The organism is Gabonia massiliensis (assembly GCF_001403595.1).
Classification (GTDB): domain Bacteria; phylum Bacteroidota; class Bacteroidia; order Bacteroidales; family Coprobacteraceae; genus Coprobacter; species Coprobacter secundus.
Map to the genome: position 1 here is coordinate 463,535 of NZ_LN877940.1, position 18,583 is coordinate 482,117.

At 38.0% G+C, this 18,583-nt stretch carries 8 protein-coding genes; 4 read left to right on the forward strand and 4 right to left on the reverse strand.

The window, feature by feature from the left end:
- The first annotated feature begins 99 nt into the window (after positions 1 to 99).
- Positions 100 to 3,795, forward strand: coding sequence for an exo-alpha-sialidase (locus BN2628_RS16850; RefSeq protein ID WP_074024152.1), 3,696 nt, complete (start codon positions 100 to 102; stop codon positions 3,793 to 3,795).
- Positions 3,796 to 3,898: 103 nt separating this feature from the next.
- Here BN2628_RS16850 and BN2628_RS11905 read toward each other — a convergent pair whose 3' ends face one another.
- From BN2628_RS11905 to BN2628_RS11915, 3 genes are read right to left on the reverse strand one after another with little or no spacing between them, the layout of a single operon-like run.
- Entirely contained in the window at positions 3,899 to 6,883 is a 2,985-nt protein-coding gene (locus tag BN2628_RS11905; protein WP_055097396.1) for a serine hydrolase domain-containing protein, read from the reverse strand.
- 27 nt (positions 6,884 to 6,910) lie between these two features.
- Positions 6,911 to 7,672: a 5'-nucleotidase C-terminal domain-containing protein gene (locus tag BN2628_RS11910; RefSeq protein ID WP_074024154.1), complete on the reverse strand. Its 762-nt coding sequence runs from the start codon at positions 7,670 to 7,672 to the stop codon at positions 6,911 to 6,913.
- A 19-nt stretch (positions 7,673 to 7,691) separates the two neighbouring features.
- The gene (locus BN2628_RS11915) at positions 7,692 to 8,558 is read right to left on the reverse strand and encodes a bifunctional metallophosphatase/5'-nucleotidase (protein WP_074024157.1); all 867 of its coding nucleotides are present in this window, start codon (positions 8,556 to 8,558) and stop codon (positions 7,692 to 7,694) included.
- A gap of 355 nt (positions 8,559 to 8,913) precedes the next feature.
- Between BN2628_RS11915 and rplS the strand changes: the two genes are divergently transcribed.
- On the forward strand, positions 8,914 to 9,261 hold the full coding sequence (rplS, locus tag BN2628_RS11920; protein ID WP_021930844.1) for a 50S ribosomal protein L19: 348 nt from the start codon (positions 8,914 to 8,916) through the stop codon (positions 9,259 to 9,261).
- A 98-nt stretch (positions 9,262 to 9,359) separates the two neighbouring features.
- Here the strand turns inward: rplS and BN2628_RS11925 are convergent, their stop codons facing one another.
- Positions 9,360 to 13,325 (reverse strand): hybrid sensor histidine kinase/response regulator transcription factor, encoded by a 3,966-nt coding sequence (locus BN2628_RS11925; RefSeq protein WP_074024159.1) that lies wholly within the window; start codon positions 13,323 to 13,325, stop codon positions 9,360 to 9,362.
- Between the two features lie 184 nt (positions 13,326 to 13,509).
- On the opposite strand from BN2628_RS11925, the gene BN2628_RS16855 reads away from it, so the two are divergent.
- Entirely contained in the window at positions 13,510 to 16,950 is a 3,441-nt protein-coding gene (locus BN2628_RS16855) for a family 43 glycosylhydrolase (protein ID WP_074024162.1), read from the forward strand.
- A gap of 88 nt (positions 16,951 to 17,038) precedes the next feature.
- Entirely contained in the window at positions 17,039 to 18,556 is a 1,518-nt protein-coding gene (gene gpmI / locus BN2628_RS11935) for a 2,3-bisphosphoglycerate-independent phosphoglycerate mutase (RefSeq protein ID WP_055097409.1), read from the forward strand.
- Positions 18,557 to 18,583 lie beyond the last annotated feature (27 nt).

Sequence of the window (18,583 nt, forward strand, 5' to 3'; positions counted from 1 at the left end):
AAGCACAATATATATTTTTTATAATTAAAGTTATTATATTAAATATTTTTATTTATATTTGCCTCAAAAATTAATTTTTTAATTTAAAATAGTAATATCATGAAAAAAAGCACACAATTTGTATTGTTCTTTTTGTTATGTTTGTGTTCATCCTATTTAGTAGCACAAAATTTACCGGAGCGGACGTTGGTTTTTGATATGAACTATGACGGTTCCAAATATTACCGTATTCCGGCTTTGACAGTAGCTGCAGATAAATCTTTAATTGCGGTAGTAGATAAACGCGGCAATTCGTTGCAGGACTTGCCCAATACAATCAGTATTGTATCGAGACGTAGTACTGATTATGGAAAGACATGGTCGGCTCCGGTCGTGGTAGCGCAAGGTGGTAATGGTAAAACGTATGGAGACCCGGCTGTGGTATTGGATAAGAACTCCGGGCATTTACTTTGCATTTTTGTCGGTGACCAGGGTTTATGGACAGCAGCTCCTTCGAATCGGCAGGGTATTTATATCTCAAAGAGTATGGATAATGGAATTTCATGGAGTGCTCCCCGGGCTATTACCGACCAGATTTATAAAGAGCATTCCGATTGGTATGCCGCTTTTGCCGGTTCTGGCAATGCACTGCAATTGAGAGACGGGCGTTTAATGTTTGTGTTGGCTGTTCGACCGGATAGTCGCTCAAATGGTCCGCTTTATAATTATGTTTGTTATTCGGATGATGGAGGAGATACATGGGATGTGTCTGGTGTTGCGGAAACTATTGGGGATGAGGCTAAAGTTGTAGAACTTGAAAATGGAGATATATTGATGAGTATCAGAAATCCGAATAAGGGATATCGAAAATTTTGCAAATCTACAGATAGGGGGGAGACATGGGGACGGTCTTATATGGTTTCCGATTTGGACGACCCTGCTTGTAATGGGGATATTATTCGCTATTCGTATTCCTCTGATGGGCAAAGTTGCCTATTGCATTCTTTGCCGGCGAGTTCTACTACTCGTGAAAATGTTACAGTTTATTTGAGTTATGACGAAGGCCAATCTTGGAAAGTAAAAAGGCAATTATTTGAGGGATATTCGGCCTATTCTTCTCTGGCTGTTTTACCGGATGGTAGTATTGGTGCTTTGGTAGAAGAAGGTAAATGGGATTCGAGTTTGCCTGGTGATGATGGATTTAAACTTGCTTTTTATCGTTTTACGATGGATTGGTTGACGGGGAATGCAGAACCGGCTCCTCAAGTGAGTAATACATTACAATTGAATGGTGTCGACCGTTATATGCGTATTCCTAATGCCGAAGAGCTGAATCCACAAATAGGAGGTACATTTACAGTAACTTGTAAGGTAAAAATGGGGTTTACAGGTAGTACATGCCGTTTTGTAGCAAAGCGTTCTTATGAAGGAACAAACAATAGTGGTACAACCGGTTATGAATTATGGGGTGATGGTAGCGGTAATACAAAGTATTCAGTGAATTTGTCTCCTCAGGGCGATCCATGGGGAGGAAAAGGTCATGGCATTGGGATTTCTTTTCCTGAGAATACATGGGCTCATTTGACTTGGGTTTACGATGCGGTGAATAATAAAACGATAGCTTATGTTGACGGAGTAGAAAAAGAAAATAAAACATTGGACGGTGCGTTTAAAACAAAACCTTTGGCCAATAATTTTGATATTTTAGTCGGAGCCGGATGGCTCAATGAGAATGGAGCATTATCAGTCCCCTCATATTTTATGGATGGGGAGATGGATGATGTACGTTTTTATAGTAAAGCGTTGACAAGAGAAGAAGTTATTGCCGACATGACGTCTGTTGTAGGTGAGAATACGGAGGGTCTTATTGCTGCTTATGATTTTGCAAATATATCGGGCACGACGGTACCGGATATCTCGGGACATGGTCACGACGGAATTTTGGTTAATTTCCCGGATGTGGCATCTCGCTATCCGGTGACTATAACTTCACCAGATGAAGTTCAAGGTACGTTAAAGGTATTGAATGGAGATGCAGAGGTAATTAGTGGCATAAATATTGCAGAGAATACAATCCTGACAGTTGAAGCTATTCCTGCTGAAGGTTATCGATTGAAAAGTATTTTGATTAATGGCACACCTCTACCAGCAGGAGTTAACACGTTCACAGTAACAGGGATTACTACTGTTACTGTAGAATTTGAACGTTTGGAAGATGCTGGTCCGGAATATTGTATTCCCGCAGGAACGAAGATTAATGAAAGATATCTTACGGCAATTACTTCTGTAGGGGCAAAAGAAGGGACGGAAGAAATCAACTATACGGCCAATGCTCCGCTTGCGGTTGTTTATACGAAATTGAATCAGTCTCTGACTGTAGAACAGTCTTCTACATTTACTATTTCTTTCGTAGGAAATAATGCCGCCAGTAATGGGTTGAAATATACACATGCTGAAATTTTTGCAGACTGGAATGGAGATGGGGACTTTACAGAAGCCGATGGCGAGCGTGTAGCAATGGTGGGTGAGTGTGCTCCCTCCGTGACGAATAATTGGAATAATGGGGAGCGGATGGAAAATATCGTACAAGAGTTTCGGGTACCTGCTGATGCCAAAATCGGGAAAACTTGTATACGTATTAAATATACCGATGCATGGCATAATCGTAAGAATCCATCAGATCCTGCATATTTGGATGGTCCTTGTAGTGAAGTAGATAAAGGTATGGTATATGATATTCCGGTGATGGTAGAGGAGCATATGCAATTGCCACGTACAGTCCTTATTGAAACACCAAGCCAAATAGGTGCTCATTTGGATGTGTATTATAGAAAATCGGGTTCTATTATGCCTGTGGTTGTAAATTCTGGAGATAAAATAGAGATAGGGACTAAGTTGATTATTGATGCTTATTCTGATATACCTAATAAATTGCAGTTGGTATCTGTCAAGGTAAATGGAGAAGATATAAAATCAGTAGATGGAACATATACTTATACCGTAATGGAAGGTAAGGATAATATTATGATTTCTGCGGAATTTGCAACTTTATATGGCCTGACTATTGATGAACCTCAAAATGGGAGCATAGAAGTACGTTTGGAAGATTCGGATGAGCTTTTGCAAAATGGAGACAAGATACAGGAAAATGCGGTAGTGCTGATTAAGCCCATTTCTGATGAAAATTATAAAGTGTCTTCTTTGAAAATAAATGGTTATGAACAGATAGGATTTTTGGAGGACGGTATTTATAAGCATCAAGTTACAAAAGATTTGAGAATTTCTGTGTCATTTAAAAGAGTACATACCCTGACAATGGGAAAAGTTGAAAATGGAGTGATAGAAGTACGTATATCAGAGAACGGAGTATTGGGTGAATTGTTGGGTAATGACAGTAAAGTTGAGGATGGCGTTGTATTATCAATCAAGCCCGTTGCAAATGACGGTTATGAGTTACATTCTTTGTTATTGAATGACAATGAGATAAAAGATTTATTATCAGATGGAGTTTATCTTCAGACTGTAAAAAAGAATATTGTAATTGATGCAGAATTTTCTTTAGTTAGTAGTTTGACAAATGAGTGGAACAACGGTATTCATATTTATCCAAATCCTTTTACAGGTAGTTTTATGGTCAATGGCATATCGGCAGGCTCACTGATTCAGATATATAATATGTCTGGCGTTTGTGTATTTTCGAAAGTTGCCGGTGCTAAAACTTTAGTTGTACATTCAACTGAATTTATGCCAGGAGTATATATATTAAAATTAACCGACAATAATGAAAGTCGAGATTATAAGTTGGTTAAAAAATAATTGTTAATATTTCCTTTTGTGAGGTTTCATTGATAAATTGAATCTAATTTTATACAATCTCCTTATCCAATTCAGATAGGGGGATTGTTTTATATAGTTACTGTCATTTTAGAGCACTGTATATTATCGACTGGATGCGAGGACGTATATTCAGGGTCATTAGATTTTTGTTCCATCTATGGGCATATACCCGGTTACTTAAAAATATAAATATGAGGTCGTTGTCCGGGTCGACCCAAAAAGCTGTACCGGTAAATCCTGTATGGCCGTATACGGAGGCTGGGGCTTCGGGGCAGGTAGGACTGGCTTCCGGTTTATTGGTATTGGGTTTGTCAAAGCCTAATCCTCTACGACTATTTTCACTTTTGGCCCTGGTAAAGCTTGCGACGGTATGGGCAGAGATATATCTTTCTCCACCGTATTCTCCTTGATTGAGATACATTTGTAAAAGTTTAGCCAAATCATTGGCGCTTGAGAACAAACCGGCATTTCCGCTTACTCCGCCGGAGAAGGCAGCCAACTCATCGTGTGGGTAACCGATAATAATTTGATTTCTTAGTAAAGCATCGTTCTCAGTTGGGGCGATTCGTTCTCTGCTGATATGTGTAAGCGGTAGGTATGTTGTAGTTGTAGCTCCTAAGGGGGCATAGAAATTTTTGTTTAAAAACAGATTCAGAGGTTGCTGGGTTATGTTTTCGACTGCTTTTTGTAATAGTATGAAATTAAGGCAACTGTATAAATAGTTTTTATTGTTTCTTGTTTTAGATTTTACAATGCAGGTAAATAATGTATCGGGAACTTTGGGGGTGGCATATAAGTTTTCTGCTATATTTATGGGAAAGGTATCTGACCGGCTGGTAGAAAACATATCTTTGCGTAGTCGGGCATCTTTATGCGCATATAATTGGCGGTCTATTTGTATACGATAGTCGTTGTCTCTTTTCTTTTGGTACAAATGATTTCCGTAAGAGTTTCTGTCCAGAAATAGGGGAAATACCGATAAGGTGCTTGCTAGCCCGGTTTCATGGTAAAGAGCATCTTTTATAGTGATTTGTTTTTTGTGTGTATCCGCTTTTAGCTGAGGGATGTAATTGCTTAATTTTTGATGAAAAGATAATTTATGGTCATCATATAATTTCATGATTGCAGGTAAAGTAGCTGTGGCTTTAGTGACGGATGCCAAGTCGTATACATCGGTATTTTGTACTGGATGAGTACCGGCGTAGTCGAAGTAACCAAATGATTTTGAATATATGATTTTTCCTTTGTGTGCGATTAATATCTGACATCCGGGAAAAGCTTTGGCAGAGATGCCCTCTTTTACTATAGGAGCGATTTTGTCCAAGGAGTCACTATTCATCCCTGTTGCTTCCGGCAGAGTGTATCCTAAACGGGTCGCCTGGGTTTCAGTACCTTTGCCTAAGGTGAATAGATTATTGATATTGACCGGGAGTTTGCCTTGTGCACCGTATCCCCCGAACAAAATTTGGGCAGCATATTCCTGTGCTGTTACATTATCTTCATAGGCCAGAATTACAGCTTGTGATTTTTTTATAACTTCTTGGTATCCTTTGATTTGATATGGAGAAGTGAAGAATACGAGTATGGTATTCCTATTCTGACAAATACGTCGGGCCAGAGTTATATCTGCTTTTTTCCCTGAATGAATACCGACAATAATTGTGTTGTATTTATCCAATTGTGATATAATTTCGGATTGTTTGGCCGTAGGCATTTTCCCGGTTAAGGAAATGGGTTCGACAGAGGCGTAGTTTCCCAGCATTTTTTGGAATGGGGTTTCATCGTTTTTTCCGACAGCTACTGCTGCGATGGTTCTTTGTCCCAGCATTTTTAACGGAAGAATCTCTTTGGTATCTTTTAGTATTGTGATGGCTGCCGCATATAGTTCCTGTATTAATAACTGGGTTTGTCTAGTGTTTAAGTCTTCGTTCAGGTTCTTTAAAGGAATGGCAGAATAGTGGTTGAGTCCGAGAATGTATTTATATCTTAAAACCTTAAGGCATTTTTCTTCAATGAGAGAATGAGGTATTACTCCGTCATCTATCGCTTTTAGCAATTCATCCATTTTAGTGATAGGGGAGAGGGGTTTCAATAAAATATCGTTTCCTGCCAATAAAGCTTTGGCTGCCAGATTTGGAAATTCTGATGCCCCCTTCATTTCCAATGCATCTGTAAAAACAAGACCCTTGAATTTCATTTTTTGTTGTAGCAAAGTATCGGTGATAGCCGGGGAAAGTGAAGCTGGGAGTTGAGAGTAATTGTCGAAAGCCGGTACGTTCAAATGGCCGACCATGAGCCCGCCCAGACCGCTGTTGATGTATTTTTTGAAAGGAACGAGTTCGAATTTTTCCAGATGGTGCCGTGTTTGGTTAACTATTGGAAGAGTCTTATGAGAGTCGTCAGAGGTATCCCCATGCCCGGGAAAGTGTTTACCTACCGACAAAACTCCTTCACTTTCAAGGCCGCGGGCGTAAGCGATGGCTTTGTGAGCTACTTTTTCAGGCGACTCTCCAAAAGAGCGACGCCCGATTACCGGATTATTTTCGTTACTGTTGACATCCAGTACCGGAGCAAAATTTACATGGATTCCCATCCGGCGGCACTGACGTCCTACTTCTTTCCCGTAAGCATATATAAGACTATCATTTTCTATTGCTCCTAATGTCATGTTTATGGGGAACTTGGGTGTGTCGGTCAGACGCATGGATAGCCCCCATTCTCCGTCAAGAGTAATCATCAGTGGGACTTTGCTCAGTGATTGACAATAGTTTGTCAGTTCGGCCTGGGCTTTTGCTGTTCCTTTAGTAAACAGAATGCCTCCGATTTTGAGTTCTTGTATGTATTTTTTTACTAACTCTTTGTTACGAGCAGAAAGGTTGACGTCTACTCCTAAAACAAAAAGTTGCCCTACTCGTTCTTTAAACGTCATGGAATCGAATACAGAGTCTACCCAATGTTCCATTTGTTTTTCATCGATATTGCGATATAACGACGGCTCTTTTCCCATAGAAAACAAATGGACCGATAAACAAATTAGATATATTATTAGTAGCCCTGCTTTTTTCATTCCGAGTAATTTCTTTTGTTTTAGGATTTATTTCTCATATATTAACCGATTATCCATCTTAGAGTTCAATGGTTTACTTGCAGCTTCCTGTTTTTTAACTTCATCGAGCATTGCATCTCTTAAATGTACGGGTATATCTTTGCGTTCTGTCGCATTTTTGAAAGCATCCATGCCATCATTGCCATTGGCCAAATAATCGATGGTGGCTATCGTATATATCCGATTATCATCGATATTTTTCCCGTTTATCGTCACATTCTTGATTTTATTATCGGAAGTGATGGTCATTTGTATTTCTTTGCTTACGCCTTCACCCTCGCGGGAAGCGATTGATTCGAATATCTTTTTTACATCATTTCCTTTTAGCTTTATCAAGCATAAGGAGTTTTCGAAAGGAAATATATTAAAAATATCTCCTATCGTAATTTCCCCTTTATTTAAGGAGGTGCGTATGCCACCGATATTCATAATAGCAAAATCACATTTTTCTTTGGAATATTCGCTGACTTTGTCACATAGTAAGTCTGATGTATAGTTTGATAAAAGACTTTGCGGCCTCTGTATATCCATGAAAATGGCGGAATGACCGATAACCTGATTGGCAATACTGTCGACTTGAGCTTTATAATTGTCTACGGCTGCAATGAAGTCTGTATCATTTGTCTCTTTCTGCAAACTATCCATAGGTATAGTGTGTCCCTCTGTTTCGATAACGCGGTAACGCGGCGAATTGCACGATGTTGTAAATGTCAGAAATATCGACAGTAGTGTGTATAGTATGGTTTTCATATTTGTTTCTCTGAATTGGTTATTTTTTGAGTTTGACTTTTATGAGTCCGATATTTAATCCGCTTTTTCCGGTTTGTCCGATAAGGACATCTTTTCCCGAAAGGTTTTTTACTTTAATGGCTTCTGAAAGTAAAGTATGGCTGTGACCGCCTATTATAATATCTATATCTTTACTGGCTGCGGCCAATTCCTTATCTCCTGGGGTTGTTTCTAATCCTAAGTGGGAAAGAATGACAATCAGGTCTACTCCCGATTTTTTTAAGTTAGCAGCCAGTTCGTTAGCCGTTTTTATGGGGTCTTTGTAAATGATTCCTTCACAGTTTTTACTATCGATTAGGCCTTTGGGGTCTACACATAAGCCAATAATCCCTATTTTCACTCCGTCTATCTCTTTTATCACGTATGGTTTTACCAGAGTGTTTAAAGGAGTGTTATTGACATCATAGTTGGCCGAAACGATGTCAAATTTGGCAGGAGTTAACATTTGAGTCAGGGCTTCTACTCCATTGTCGAACTCATGATTGCCCAAAGTAGCTATTTCATAGCCCATTTTGTTCATCAGGTCGATTTCGGCTTTCCCTTTGAAGAAATTAAAATAAGGAGTTCCCTGTACATAATCACCAGCATCGACAAGGATTACATTTTTTTCGGCAACACGCACACTGTCGATAAAAGCTTTTCTTCGTAATACCCCCCCCATGTCGGCGTTTTTAGATGCATTCTTAGAAATAGCTTCGATTTGGCTGTGTGTATCGTTTGTATGAATAAAAACAATCGTTTTATCAATAGCTTGTGCTTGAGAAAATAAGCCGAAAGCAAAGAATAAAAGCCCGTATTTAAATATGGTTTTGAACGGACTTTTCCGAGACAGAGAAAAGGTATTCATATATAATAAGAATTATTCAGTTATCGGTTAAGTATTGCGAAAATAAGAAAACTTTGTTTGGGGGAGAAGCTATTGGTCACTTATTAACTTTTATTTATTTACTGCGGTGGTTTATCTGGGAAGAGGAAAACTATCTATTTGTATTGTAAAGAGAATGAAAATAAAAGAAAAAAGTTTCTATAGAATTTGAACAGGCTTTTAAACGAGTATTAACTATTATTGTAAAATTCTCTTGCTTCTATTTGGTTTTCTGACAAATATATTGTTTCTTTGCACCGCTTTTCGTAATCTCTGTCAGGAAAGAGAGACCTGTTATATTACGTTTCAGTACAAACATTTTAAATAGCTATTAAAAATGGATTTTATTAAGATTGCAGAAGAAGCATTCGCCAGCGGTAAAGAGCATCCGAAATTCAAAAGCGGAGATACTATTACTGTTGCATACCGTATCAAAGAGGGTAACAAGGAACGTATCCAGCAGTATAGGGGCGTTGTTATCCGTATTTCGGGACACGGTGACAAAAAGCGTTTTACAGTTCGCAAGATGTCGGAAAATGTAGGTGTGGAAAGAATTTTCCCAATGGATTCTCCGTTCATTGATAGCATTACTGTAAATAAAGTCGGTAAAGTGCGTCGTGCTAAATTGTACTATTTGCGTGCCCTTACCGGAAAGAAAGCCCGTATCAAAGAAAAAAGAATATAATTTTTTCTGTCAAAGGCAAAATAAAGGCCGCTTTGAAAATTTTCAAAGCGGCCTTTATTTTATAGAGTAACCATGTGCAACACAAAAGAGAATATATTTTAATTGCTTTTCTCTTGTTTGGCATATTGCGAGGGTTTTATGCCGAATTCTTCTTGAAAACATTTACTAAAGTAGCTGGTAGTTCCGAAGCCGATCATGTCGGCAACTTCAGATACAGTATATCCTTGTTTCAGCAACTGTGCTGCACGTTTGAGCCGGACAGTCCGGATAAAAGCAACTGGGGACTGTCCTACAATGGCCATAAGTTTACGATAAAGTCCTGTTCGGTCCATATTCATATCTTTTCCGAACTGGTCTACAGAATATAGCGGATTATTTAAGTTTTTCTCGACACAACGTAGAGCGTCCCGGATTAATTTTTCATCGATATTCGAAGTTGTTACCGATTCTGGATGTATAATAATAGCTTTCTTGAATAATTCCTTATATTTTACTTGCTGGTCGATAAGACTTTGTATTCGGAGTTGCAATATTTCCATATTGAAAGGTTTGGAAATGTATGCATCCGCTCCTGCTCCATAGCCTTTGAGTTGCTCATCGTCGGAAGAGAGTGCAGTAAGTAAAATAATGGGGATGTGGGATGTTTGGATATTCTGTTTGAGTTTACTGCACAATTCGAATCCATTCATTTCGGGCATCATAACATCACTGATGATTATATTGGGTTGACCGGTTATAGCTTTTTCTAAACCTTCTTGTCCGTTACTTGCATTCAGTATGGAATATTGATTAGTCAGTTGAGAACACAGAAAGTCCTGGAATTCGATATTGTCTTCGACGATTAATAACGTATGTTTCTTATCAACGAGATGTGTTTTTGTTTCAGATATTTCCGGTTGCAAGTTTGTCGGGATATATACTGTAAATGTACTGCCTTTATTGGGTTTGCTTTCGGCCAGTATGATACCATTATGGAGTTTGGCATATTCTTGTGACAGATGTAAACCAATGCCACTTCCCGTATTCAGTTCTTTGGAGTTGTTACTTTGGTAAAATCTTGAGAATATGAGAGGAATATCTTTAGAAGGTATGCCGTACCCTGTATCGGTCACTCGTATAGAGAAAGCCTCGGTTGTATTATCGGGCATGTAGCATTTATTCAATGATACGTTTATATATCCACCTTTTGGTGTAAATTTGTAGGCATTTGAAAGTAGGTTGTTGATTATTTTGTGTAATTTGTCTTTATCGACATATAGGAAGAGATTTGCAGTGTTTTGTTTCCACTCGAATGAGATAGCTTTATTTTGTGCCAGAGATTTGAATGGAAGGCAGATGCTGTTAAGTAATTCATTAATATTACAATAACTCAAACGAAGAGTTTCTCCTGTTGTTTCTAATTTTTGGAAATCGAGTAATTGGTTAACTATGGTTAGTAGTTCTTTTGCATTACGATAGATTCCAACCAGTTGTTGCCGGATGCTTATTTCTGCTGTTTTTTTTATCAGGATTTCTAATGGAGTAAGAATGAGGGTTAAAGGTGTTCGTAATTCGTGGCTCATATTGGTGTAAAAGCGGTATTTCATTTTGTCTAAATTTTCTATTTGTTGCTTTTCCAGTTTTCTTTTTTTCTTTTTTAGATAATATGACGTTGACAAGTAAAAAAGTGCCAATATTCCGATAATGTACGTAATATATGCCAGAGTGGTTTTATAAAAAGGTGGAGTGATTTTGATTTTAAGTTCAGCATAGTGTTTTCCCCAATCTTTATTATTGGCTGCATATACTTTAAAGATATAGTTTCCTGGAGCTAAATTGGTATAGTTGGCCTTTCCTATGCCATTTTCTCCAGCTATCTCTCTCCAACTGTTATCCATATTTTCCAATTTGAACCGATAAAATGTTTGTGTTGGGTTCATATAATTTAATGCTGTAAATTGTAAACTAAAGGAGTTTTGGTTATGTGCTAATTCCAGTTCTGTGGTAGTTGTTATAGATTTTTTCAGTAAAACTTTTCCGTCGTATTTTTCATTTTGCCGTATTTCTGTTCCCGATATGAAAAGTTTTGTGAACAATGGTTTGGGTAATAAAGATGATGTATTTTGTATTTTCTGGGGGGAGATTTCATTGAATCCATCTATTCCACCCCATAAAAGGAGTCCTGAAGGGGTACAATATGCCGCTCTTTCAAAGAATTCGTTATCGATTATACCATCGTATTGATTGTAGTTGGAGAATAAATATCGGTATGAATCGTTCTCTTTTTTTATATCGATACGGGAGATTCCCCCAGATGTGGAAACCCAAATATTGCGATTCAGGTCTTCTTGTATTGCTTGGATGCGATTGTTAACGAGTCCGTTTTCTGTATGGAACATTTGTAGTTTCTTTTTTTGGGGATTCCATACACTGAGTCCGTCCCGGGTTCCTATCCAAGTTAGTCCCCGGCTATCAGTGTATAGACAATCATACCGAAAATTATTTTGCTGGAATATAGGAGGTCTGTGTTTATCGAAGGTCTGTGTAAGCTGCAATATTTTTTTTGTTCGATCGAAGATGAATATTCCAGCGTCGGAAAGTCCTATCAGGGAGTTGTTATCAAATTCGGCTATTTGGTAGATAACATTCAGATGTTTTGTCCCTTTTATAGGTTTATATATTCCGGTTTCGGGGGTAAAGAGGCCAAAACCATGTCCCAGGCAGAGAAAGAATGAGCCGTCTGGGTTTTCGTACATGTAGAAGACGCTATGAGGAGAGAATGTGTAGTTTTTGATTTTTTTGTCATCTATACAGTAAAGCCCTTGTTCGGCAGCACATATCCATATTTGGCTCTTTTGGTCTTTCAGCATGCTGAAGCATTGTATTTTGTGTGGAATATTTTTATATCGTGTTATAAGAGAGTTTTTCGGGTTGTATTGAAATAATCCTATTGGAGTTCCGACCAGAATGTTGCTATCTTTTTCGATAAAACAATTTACTCGGAATTCTTTTTTACTGTCGATACCGAAAGATGATTTCCCGATATTTTTAAATTTGAACCGGTTGGGATGGTAGTAAAAGAGCCCGCGGTTGGAAGTTCCGAGCCAAACTCCTCCTTGGTTATCACAAAATAGGGTATTTACTGCCGTTTCTATGGTTTGGCCGTTGACTAAATGAATCTGAGAAATAAATTCTTTCTTATGTAGAGTTTTATCAATATGCCATATTCCTTTTTCACAACTGAGCCAAATGTCTCCGTTGAGGTCTATAGATAAAGTATTCAGCCAATAATTTTGTTGTAGCAGAGTCTCCCATGATTTTTTTTCTATATTGTATCGTAACAGGATTCCTTCGGAACCATTGTGTATTTGGTAGAGGTACTGACGATGTTGGATGGTGAATATAACTTGTCTGAGATTTTTTCTTCCTTGTTTGGATAATGGATTGTATCGAAAGATTTTTTCTTTGGTATTGAGGTTTAAACAAATTGTTTGACCTGATTGAAAAGAGAGGAAGACTTGGTCTTCATAGGTTGACAGCTCTAATAGTTTGTCTGTTTTTTCTGATAGGGAGGTCAAATCCGAAATAAATATTTTTGTGTTGTTCAAATCGGGGTCTTTGTAGATAAGTTGATTTTTTTGAGTCAGAAACCAATATCGGTTTTTAGAATCGACGAAAAAATTTGATATAGGAGTTGTTATTCCTTGTTGTTTCAGAAAATATTCTAAGTTTGGGACAAAACATTCTTTATCCAAATCGAATAGCAATAAACGTTGATAGTCTTTAAGCCATAAATATTTCCCATTTTCTACATAAGGATGATAATATCCGTGATAATCTTTTAGAGGGTAGACGTTTTTATCATCAATATGTAAATAATGGAATGATGTACCGTCATATAGATTGACTAACCCGTCGGTCATGATTACTATTCTTCCGTCTTGTAGTTGGGTTATACAATGTACTCTATTCCCGGAAAGCCCGTTGCTACTGTTGATAGATGAAAAGAGGTAGTGTTCCTCGGCCTGTAGTAAGGATGGGAATAAGAAAGATAATAGTATTAGAATTGTTGGGTAGATTTTCATGATTTTATTGTATGTATGTCTCGAACAAAGATAATTACAAAGCTATTTATAAACCTATATGAAGAGAAAACTTTCAACATTTGTGGCATTTTTTTCAACATTTGGTTATGCTGGAAAGACGTTAGGATATCTACTTTTGAGGTACTGATTTTTTATATGTAACTTTTTATAATTAAGATTTATCATGAAGCACAAGATTTTGTTGTTCGGGTTGATGTTTGTGTTTTTTGTAAAAATGGAGGCACAACAAAAAACGTATTTTTATCGGTTAGGTAGTCAGGATGAAAAGGTGCAGGATTTGTTTCCTGGTTCTCACCGAGCTCGTCCGGTTATGGCTGATTTTACGAATAATGGTTATTTGGATTTGTTTTATGGAGGACAGGATTTAGGAGGTTCGACAGGTTGGTATTTGAAAGAGGTGTTGGAAGATACCCGTTGGGGAGATCAAGGGAATGGTAAATATGTAAATCCTATTCTTAATGCCGATTATTCTGATCCGGATGTCATTCGTGTGGGAGAAAAGTATTATATGATATGTTCTGAATTTCATTATATGGGTATTCCGGTATTGGAGTCAGAAGATATGGTGAACTGGAAAATTATCGGGCAAGTTTACAATAAAATCGATTTCCCAGAATATGATTCTAATGACCGGTATGGAGGGGGAGCATGGGCTCCAGCCATCAGATATTATGATAATAAGTTTTGGATATATTTTTGCACTCCTGATGAAGGGCTATTTATGACTACAGCAACAAATCCGGCTGGGCCATGGGCTCCTTTAATCAATGTAAAAAATGTTAGTGGCTGGGAAGATCCTTGCCCTTTGTGGGACGATAATGGGCAAGCATATTTAGGAAGAAGCCAGTTAGGCGGAGGCCCTATTATCATACATAAGATGAGTGCCGATGGGACTCAGTTATTGGACGATGGAAAAGAAGTATATAATGGACCCACAGCAGAAGGTACAAAGCTTTTCAAAAAAAATGGATATTATTATATCAGCATTCCAGAAGGAGGAGTGTCTACCGGATGGCAGACCATATTACGTTCTAATAATATATATGGACCTTATGAAAAAAAGATTGTTTTAGAACACGGTGTTAGTAAAGTGAACGGGCCACATCAAGGGGCATTGGTCGATACTCCGGATGGGGAATGGTGGTTTTATCATTTTCAGTCGAGAGATCCTCAAGGGAGAGTCGTACATTTGCAACCGGTGAGTTGGAAAGACGATTGGCCAATGATTGGGGTCGATATAGATGGGAATGGTATTGGAGAACCGGTAAAAGAGTGGACCAAACCTGTAACAGGCAAAGATGTTGCAGTCTATGGTCCGCAGACGAGTGATGAGTTTTTGACACCGAGTTTGGCAATTCAGTGGCAAATGAACCATAATCCGGTGGGAGAGAAATGGTCACTTACCGAGAAACCCGGATATTTGACGGTCGGAGCATTGAAAGCTTCTCATCTGAAAGCTTCCAAAAATATGTTTACTCAGAAAATAATGGGATATTATGGAGAGGCATCAACAGAGGTAGATTGTAATGATTTGGCTGATGGTCAACGTGCTGGATTATTTTGTGCAGGTAGTCAATATAATGCAATCGGGGTAGAACGAAAGGGCGGTAAAAATTATATTTATGTCGAGATGAATGGCGATGCCGAGCAAATTATCGAGACGCAAGAAAATACTCTTTATTTTAAGGTATATTTAAACGGAAATACAAATCATCATCAGCTTTATTATAGTTTGGATAATGTGACTTATATCGAGTGTAAGTCTTCTTATTCGTTACAGTCGAGCGATTGGAAAGGTCCGAGGGTAGGTATATATTCTTATAATACGGTAGAGGAAGAGGGAAAAGCACATTTTAATTGGTTTAGATATGAGTATGATGGTCCTGGTAAATATGTCAATCAAATAAGCGACCCGGGAGGGTTTGCAGATTGGCATGTTTGGAATGAATTGGCAGCATTGGTAAAAAATAATGGAGATGGTACTTTTTCATTAGTACAGGAATATGATGCGAATATCCAACAATCGATATGGACAAACAGCGTTTTTTTTGATTATGATAATGATGGGAATTTAGATTTACTCTTAGTCGGAAAAGGGGGAGATTGGCGTTTCCCTATGAGTGAAAAATATGCTTTGCTGTACCGGAATATGGGGAAGGAAAATGATTATATGTTTCAAAAAGTAGGAAATACAGGTTTGGTACAGGAGTGTGATGAAATGTATTTTAATACTATCTCAATCGGGGACTATGACCATGATGGATATAATGATATTCTTATTATGTGCTATGATATAAATAATACTCGGAGAATCGATTTATATAAAAATGATAAGGGTTCGGGGAAATTTATATTACAGCAGAATGCTATTCCGAAAGATGGAGATATCCCGGGAACTTTTCATGGAGCTTCAAATGGTTCGGTTATGTTTGGGGATATAGATAATGATGGGTGGCTCGATATATTCTATACTGGGTATAGTGATGTATCGAGGGGGATTCGAATTTATAAAAATATGCAGGATGGGACGTTTAAAGATATTACACCTTCTAACATAGAGGGTTCTTTCGAAAGCCAATCTGTTTTGGCCGATTTAGATGGAGATGGAGATTTGGATATTCTGGTTACTGGTCATGGTGATAATTGGGTACGCTACTCTTCGATTTATTATAATACGGTCAATTCTCAGACTGGGCTTCCTGAATTTACGTTAGTTGAGTCTGAAGCGAATGGAATAACGCTTATGAATAAAGCAAATTTATTGATTGCGGATTTTAATAATGATGGACGTATGGATTTGATTGCTCATGGTTATGACGGGACAAAAGACTTGACTCGTGTTTTTTATCAGGATGATAAAAAAAGATTTATTTTGGATGAAGATTTTCCGTTGATTTCGATTAAAGACGGAGGAATAAATATGGGAGATGTGAATGGAGATAATAATATAGACGTTGTGATTGCTGGATATAAAGGGTCAGATACCGGAGATGCCTATGGTTCTCCAGTACGAATTTATGAAAATCGGCCTTTAGAGGCTGGATTGTCCGATAATAGAGCTCCAAGTGCTCCATCTAAAGTAAATATTGTACAAAAAGAAGGAAAAATCTATATTTCATGGGGTGAATCAACTGACGATATTACACCTACGGAAGCCTTGCGCTATAATATCTATTTAAAAAATAATAAAACAGGAAAAGAGTGGATGATGATTCCTTCTGATATATCAACTGGGAGAGTGAAGGTAGGGACTGACCTTCAGACGTCACTATCTTCGACTGTGAAAGAGTATATTATGTCTGTTCCCGAAGCAGGTAATTATACTGTTGGAGTGCAAGCTTTGGACCAGTCGTATGCCGGAAGTAAATTTACCTTTGCTCAGACCGATTTTACTGAAATTGAAGATGTGTCACAATCGACAAAATGTATCTTGCAGACTTCTGAAGGGTTTATTGTGAAAAGTGAAGCAGAAGAAGTCGTGAAAGTCTTTAATCTGGAGGGGAAATTATTGGTACAGGAGATGACAAACCGATTAATTTTAATTCAACAAAATGGTGTGTACATTGTAAACGTAGATGGTACTGTTTTTAAGGTCGTCAAATAATCTGTTATATTTCTGAATATCGCATACTTTTTCGTACCTTTGTACCCGGTTAAAGAATAGGATATAAAACTATAAAACAGATACACAAATGAACAAGAAAGCTTTTTTGATGATTCTCGATGGTTGGGGAATAGGTGACCATGGTAAGGATGATGTTATCTTTAATACTCCTACTCCTTATTGGGATTCTTTGCTGGCAAACTATCCTAATTCTCAATTACAAGCTTCGGGCGAAAATGTAGGTTTGCCTGACGGACAAATGGGAAATTCGGAGGTAGGACATTTGAATATTGGTGCGGGACGTGTTGTATATCAGGATTTAGTTAAGATTAACCGGGCTTGTGCTGATAATAGTATATTGAAGAATCCGGAAATTATTTCTGCGTTTACATATGCTAAAGAAAACGGGAAGAATATCCATTTCATGGGACTGACTTCGGATGGAGGGGTACATAGTTCTTTGGAACATTTATTTAAACTTTGTGATATTGCTAAAGAGTATCAGATTGAGAATACTTTTATCCATTGTTTCATGGACGGCCGAGATACTGATCCTAAAAGTGGGAAAGGGTTTATAGAACAATTGTATGCACATTGCGATAAGAGTGCAGGCAAGATAGCTTCTATTATTGGTCGTTATTATGCTATGGACCGCGATAAACGTTGGGAACGGGTAAAAGAGGCGTATGATTTACTGGTAAACGGTGTGGGCAAGAAGGCCGATTGTATGGTTCAAGCTATGCAAGAGTCTTATGATGAGGGAGTAACTGACGAATTTATAAAGCCTATCGTGAATGCGAACTTTGACGGAACGATAAAGGATGGGGATGTTGTTATTTTCTTCAATTACCGGAATGACCGTGCAAAAGAGCTAACTATTGTTCTTACACAGCAAGATATGCCTGAAGCTGGTATGCACACGATTCCTAACTTGCAATACTATTGTATGACGCCTTATGATGCATCGTTTAAGGGTGTTCATATTCTTTTCGACAAGGAAAATGTTGTGAATACTTTGGGTGAGTTTATAGCATCTAAAGGATTAAAGCAATTGCATATTGCTGAAACGGAAAAGTATGCACACGTAACTTTCTTCTTTAATGGTGGTCGTGAAACTCCATATGAAGGAGAAGATCGTATTTTGGTGCCTTCTCCTAAAGTTGCAACTTATGACCTTAAGCCCGAAATGAGTGTATATGAAGTGAAAGAGAAATTGGTTGCGGCTATCAATGAGAATAAATATGACTTTATCGTTGTAAATTATGCCAATGGTGATATGGTCGGTCATACAGGGGTTTATGGAGCGATAGAAAAGGCTGTAGTAGCGGTTGACGCTTGTGTGAAAGATGCCATAGAAGCAGCTAAAGCTAACGGTTATGAAGCTATTATTATCGCTGATCATGGTAATGCGGACCATGCTTTGAATGAAGATGGAACTCCGAATACGGCACATTCTTTGAATCCTGTACCGTTTGTGTATGTGACAGATAATAAGGACGCAAAAGTCGAAAATGGAATATTGGCCGATGTGGCTCCTTCAATTTGTCATATATTGGGAATAACTCCACCGAAAGAGATGACCGGACGTTGTTTGATTAAAGACTGAATAGTTATCGATAATTAAATGGTAGCG

Excerpts from the sequence above, each read along its gene's own strand:
- rplS (WP_021930844.1), top strand. The coding sequence starts at position 8,914 with ATGGATTTTATTAAGATTGCAGAAGAAGCATTCGCCAGCGGTAAAGAG.
- BN2628_RS16855 (WP_074024162.1), top strand. The coding sequence starts at position 13,510 with ATGAAGCACAAGATTTTGTTGTTCGGGTTGATGTTTGTGTTTTTTGTA.
- BN2628_RS11910 (WP_074024154.1), bottom strand. The coding sequence starts at position 7,672 with ATGAAAACCATACTATACACACTACTGTCGATATTTCTGACATTTACA.
- BN2628_RS11905 (WP_055097396.1), bottom strand. The coding sequence starts at position 6,883 with ATGAAAAAAGCAGGGCTACTAATAATATATCTAATTTGTTTATCGGTC.
- gpmI (WP_055097409.1), top strand. The coding sequence starts at position 17,039 with ATGAACAAGAAAGCTTTTTTGATGATTCTCGATGGTTGGGGAATAGGT.
- BN2628_RS16850 (WP_074024152.1), top strand. The coding sequence starts at position 100 with ATGAAAAAAAGCACACAATTTGTATTGTTCTTTTTGTTATGTTTGTGT.
- BN2628_RS11925 (WP_074024159.1), bottom strand. The coding sequence starts at position 13,325 with ATGAAAATCTACCCAACAATTCTAATACTATTATCTTTCTTATTCCCA.
- BN2628_RS11915 (WP_074024157.1), bottom strand. The coding sequence starts at position 8,558 with ATGAATACCTTTTCTCTGTCTCGGAAAAGTCCGTTCAAAACCATATTT.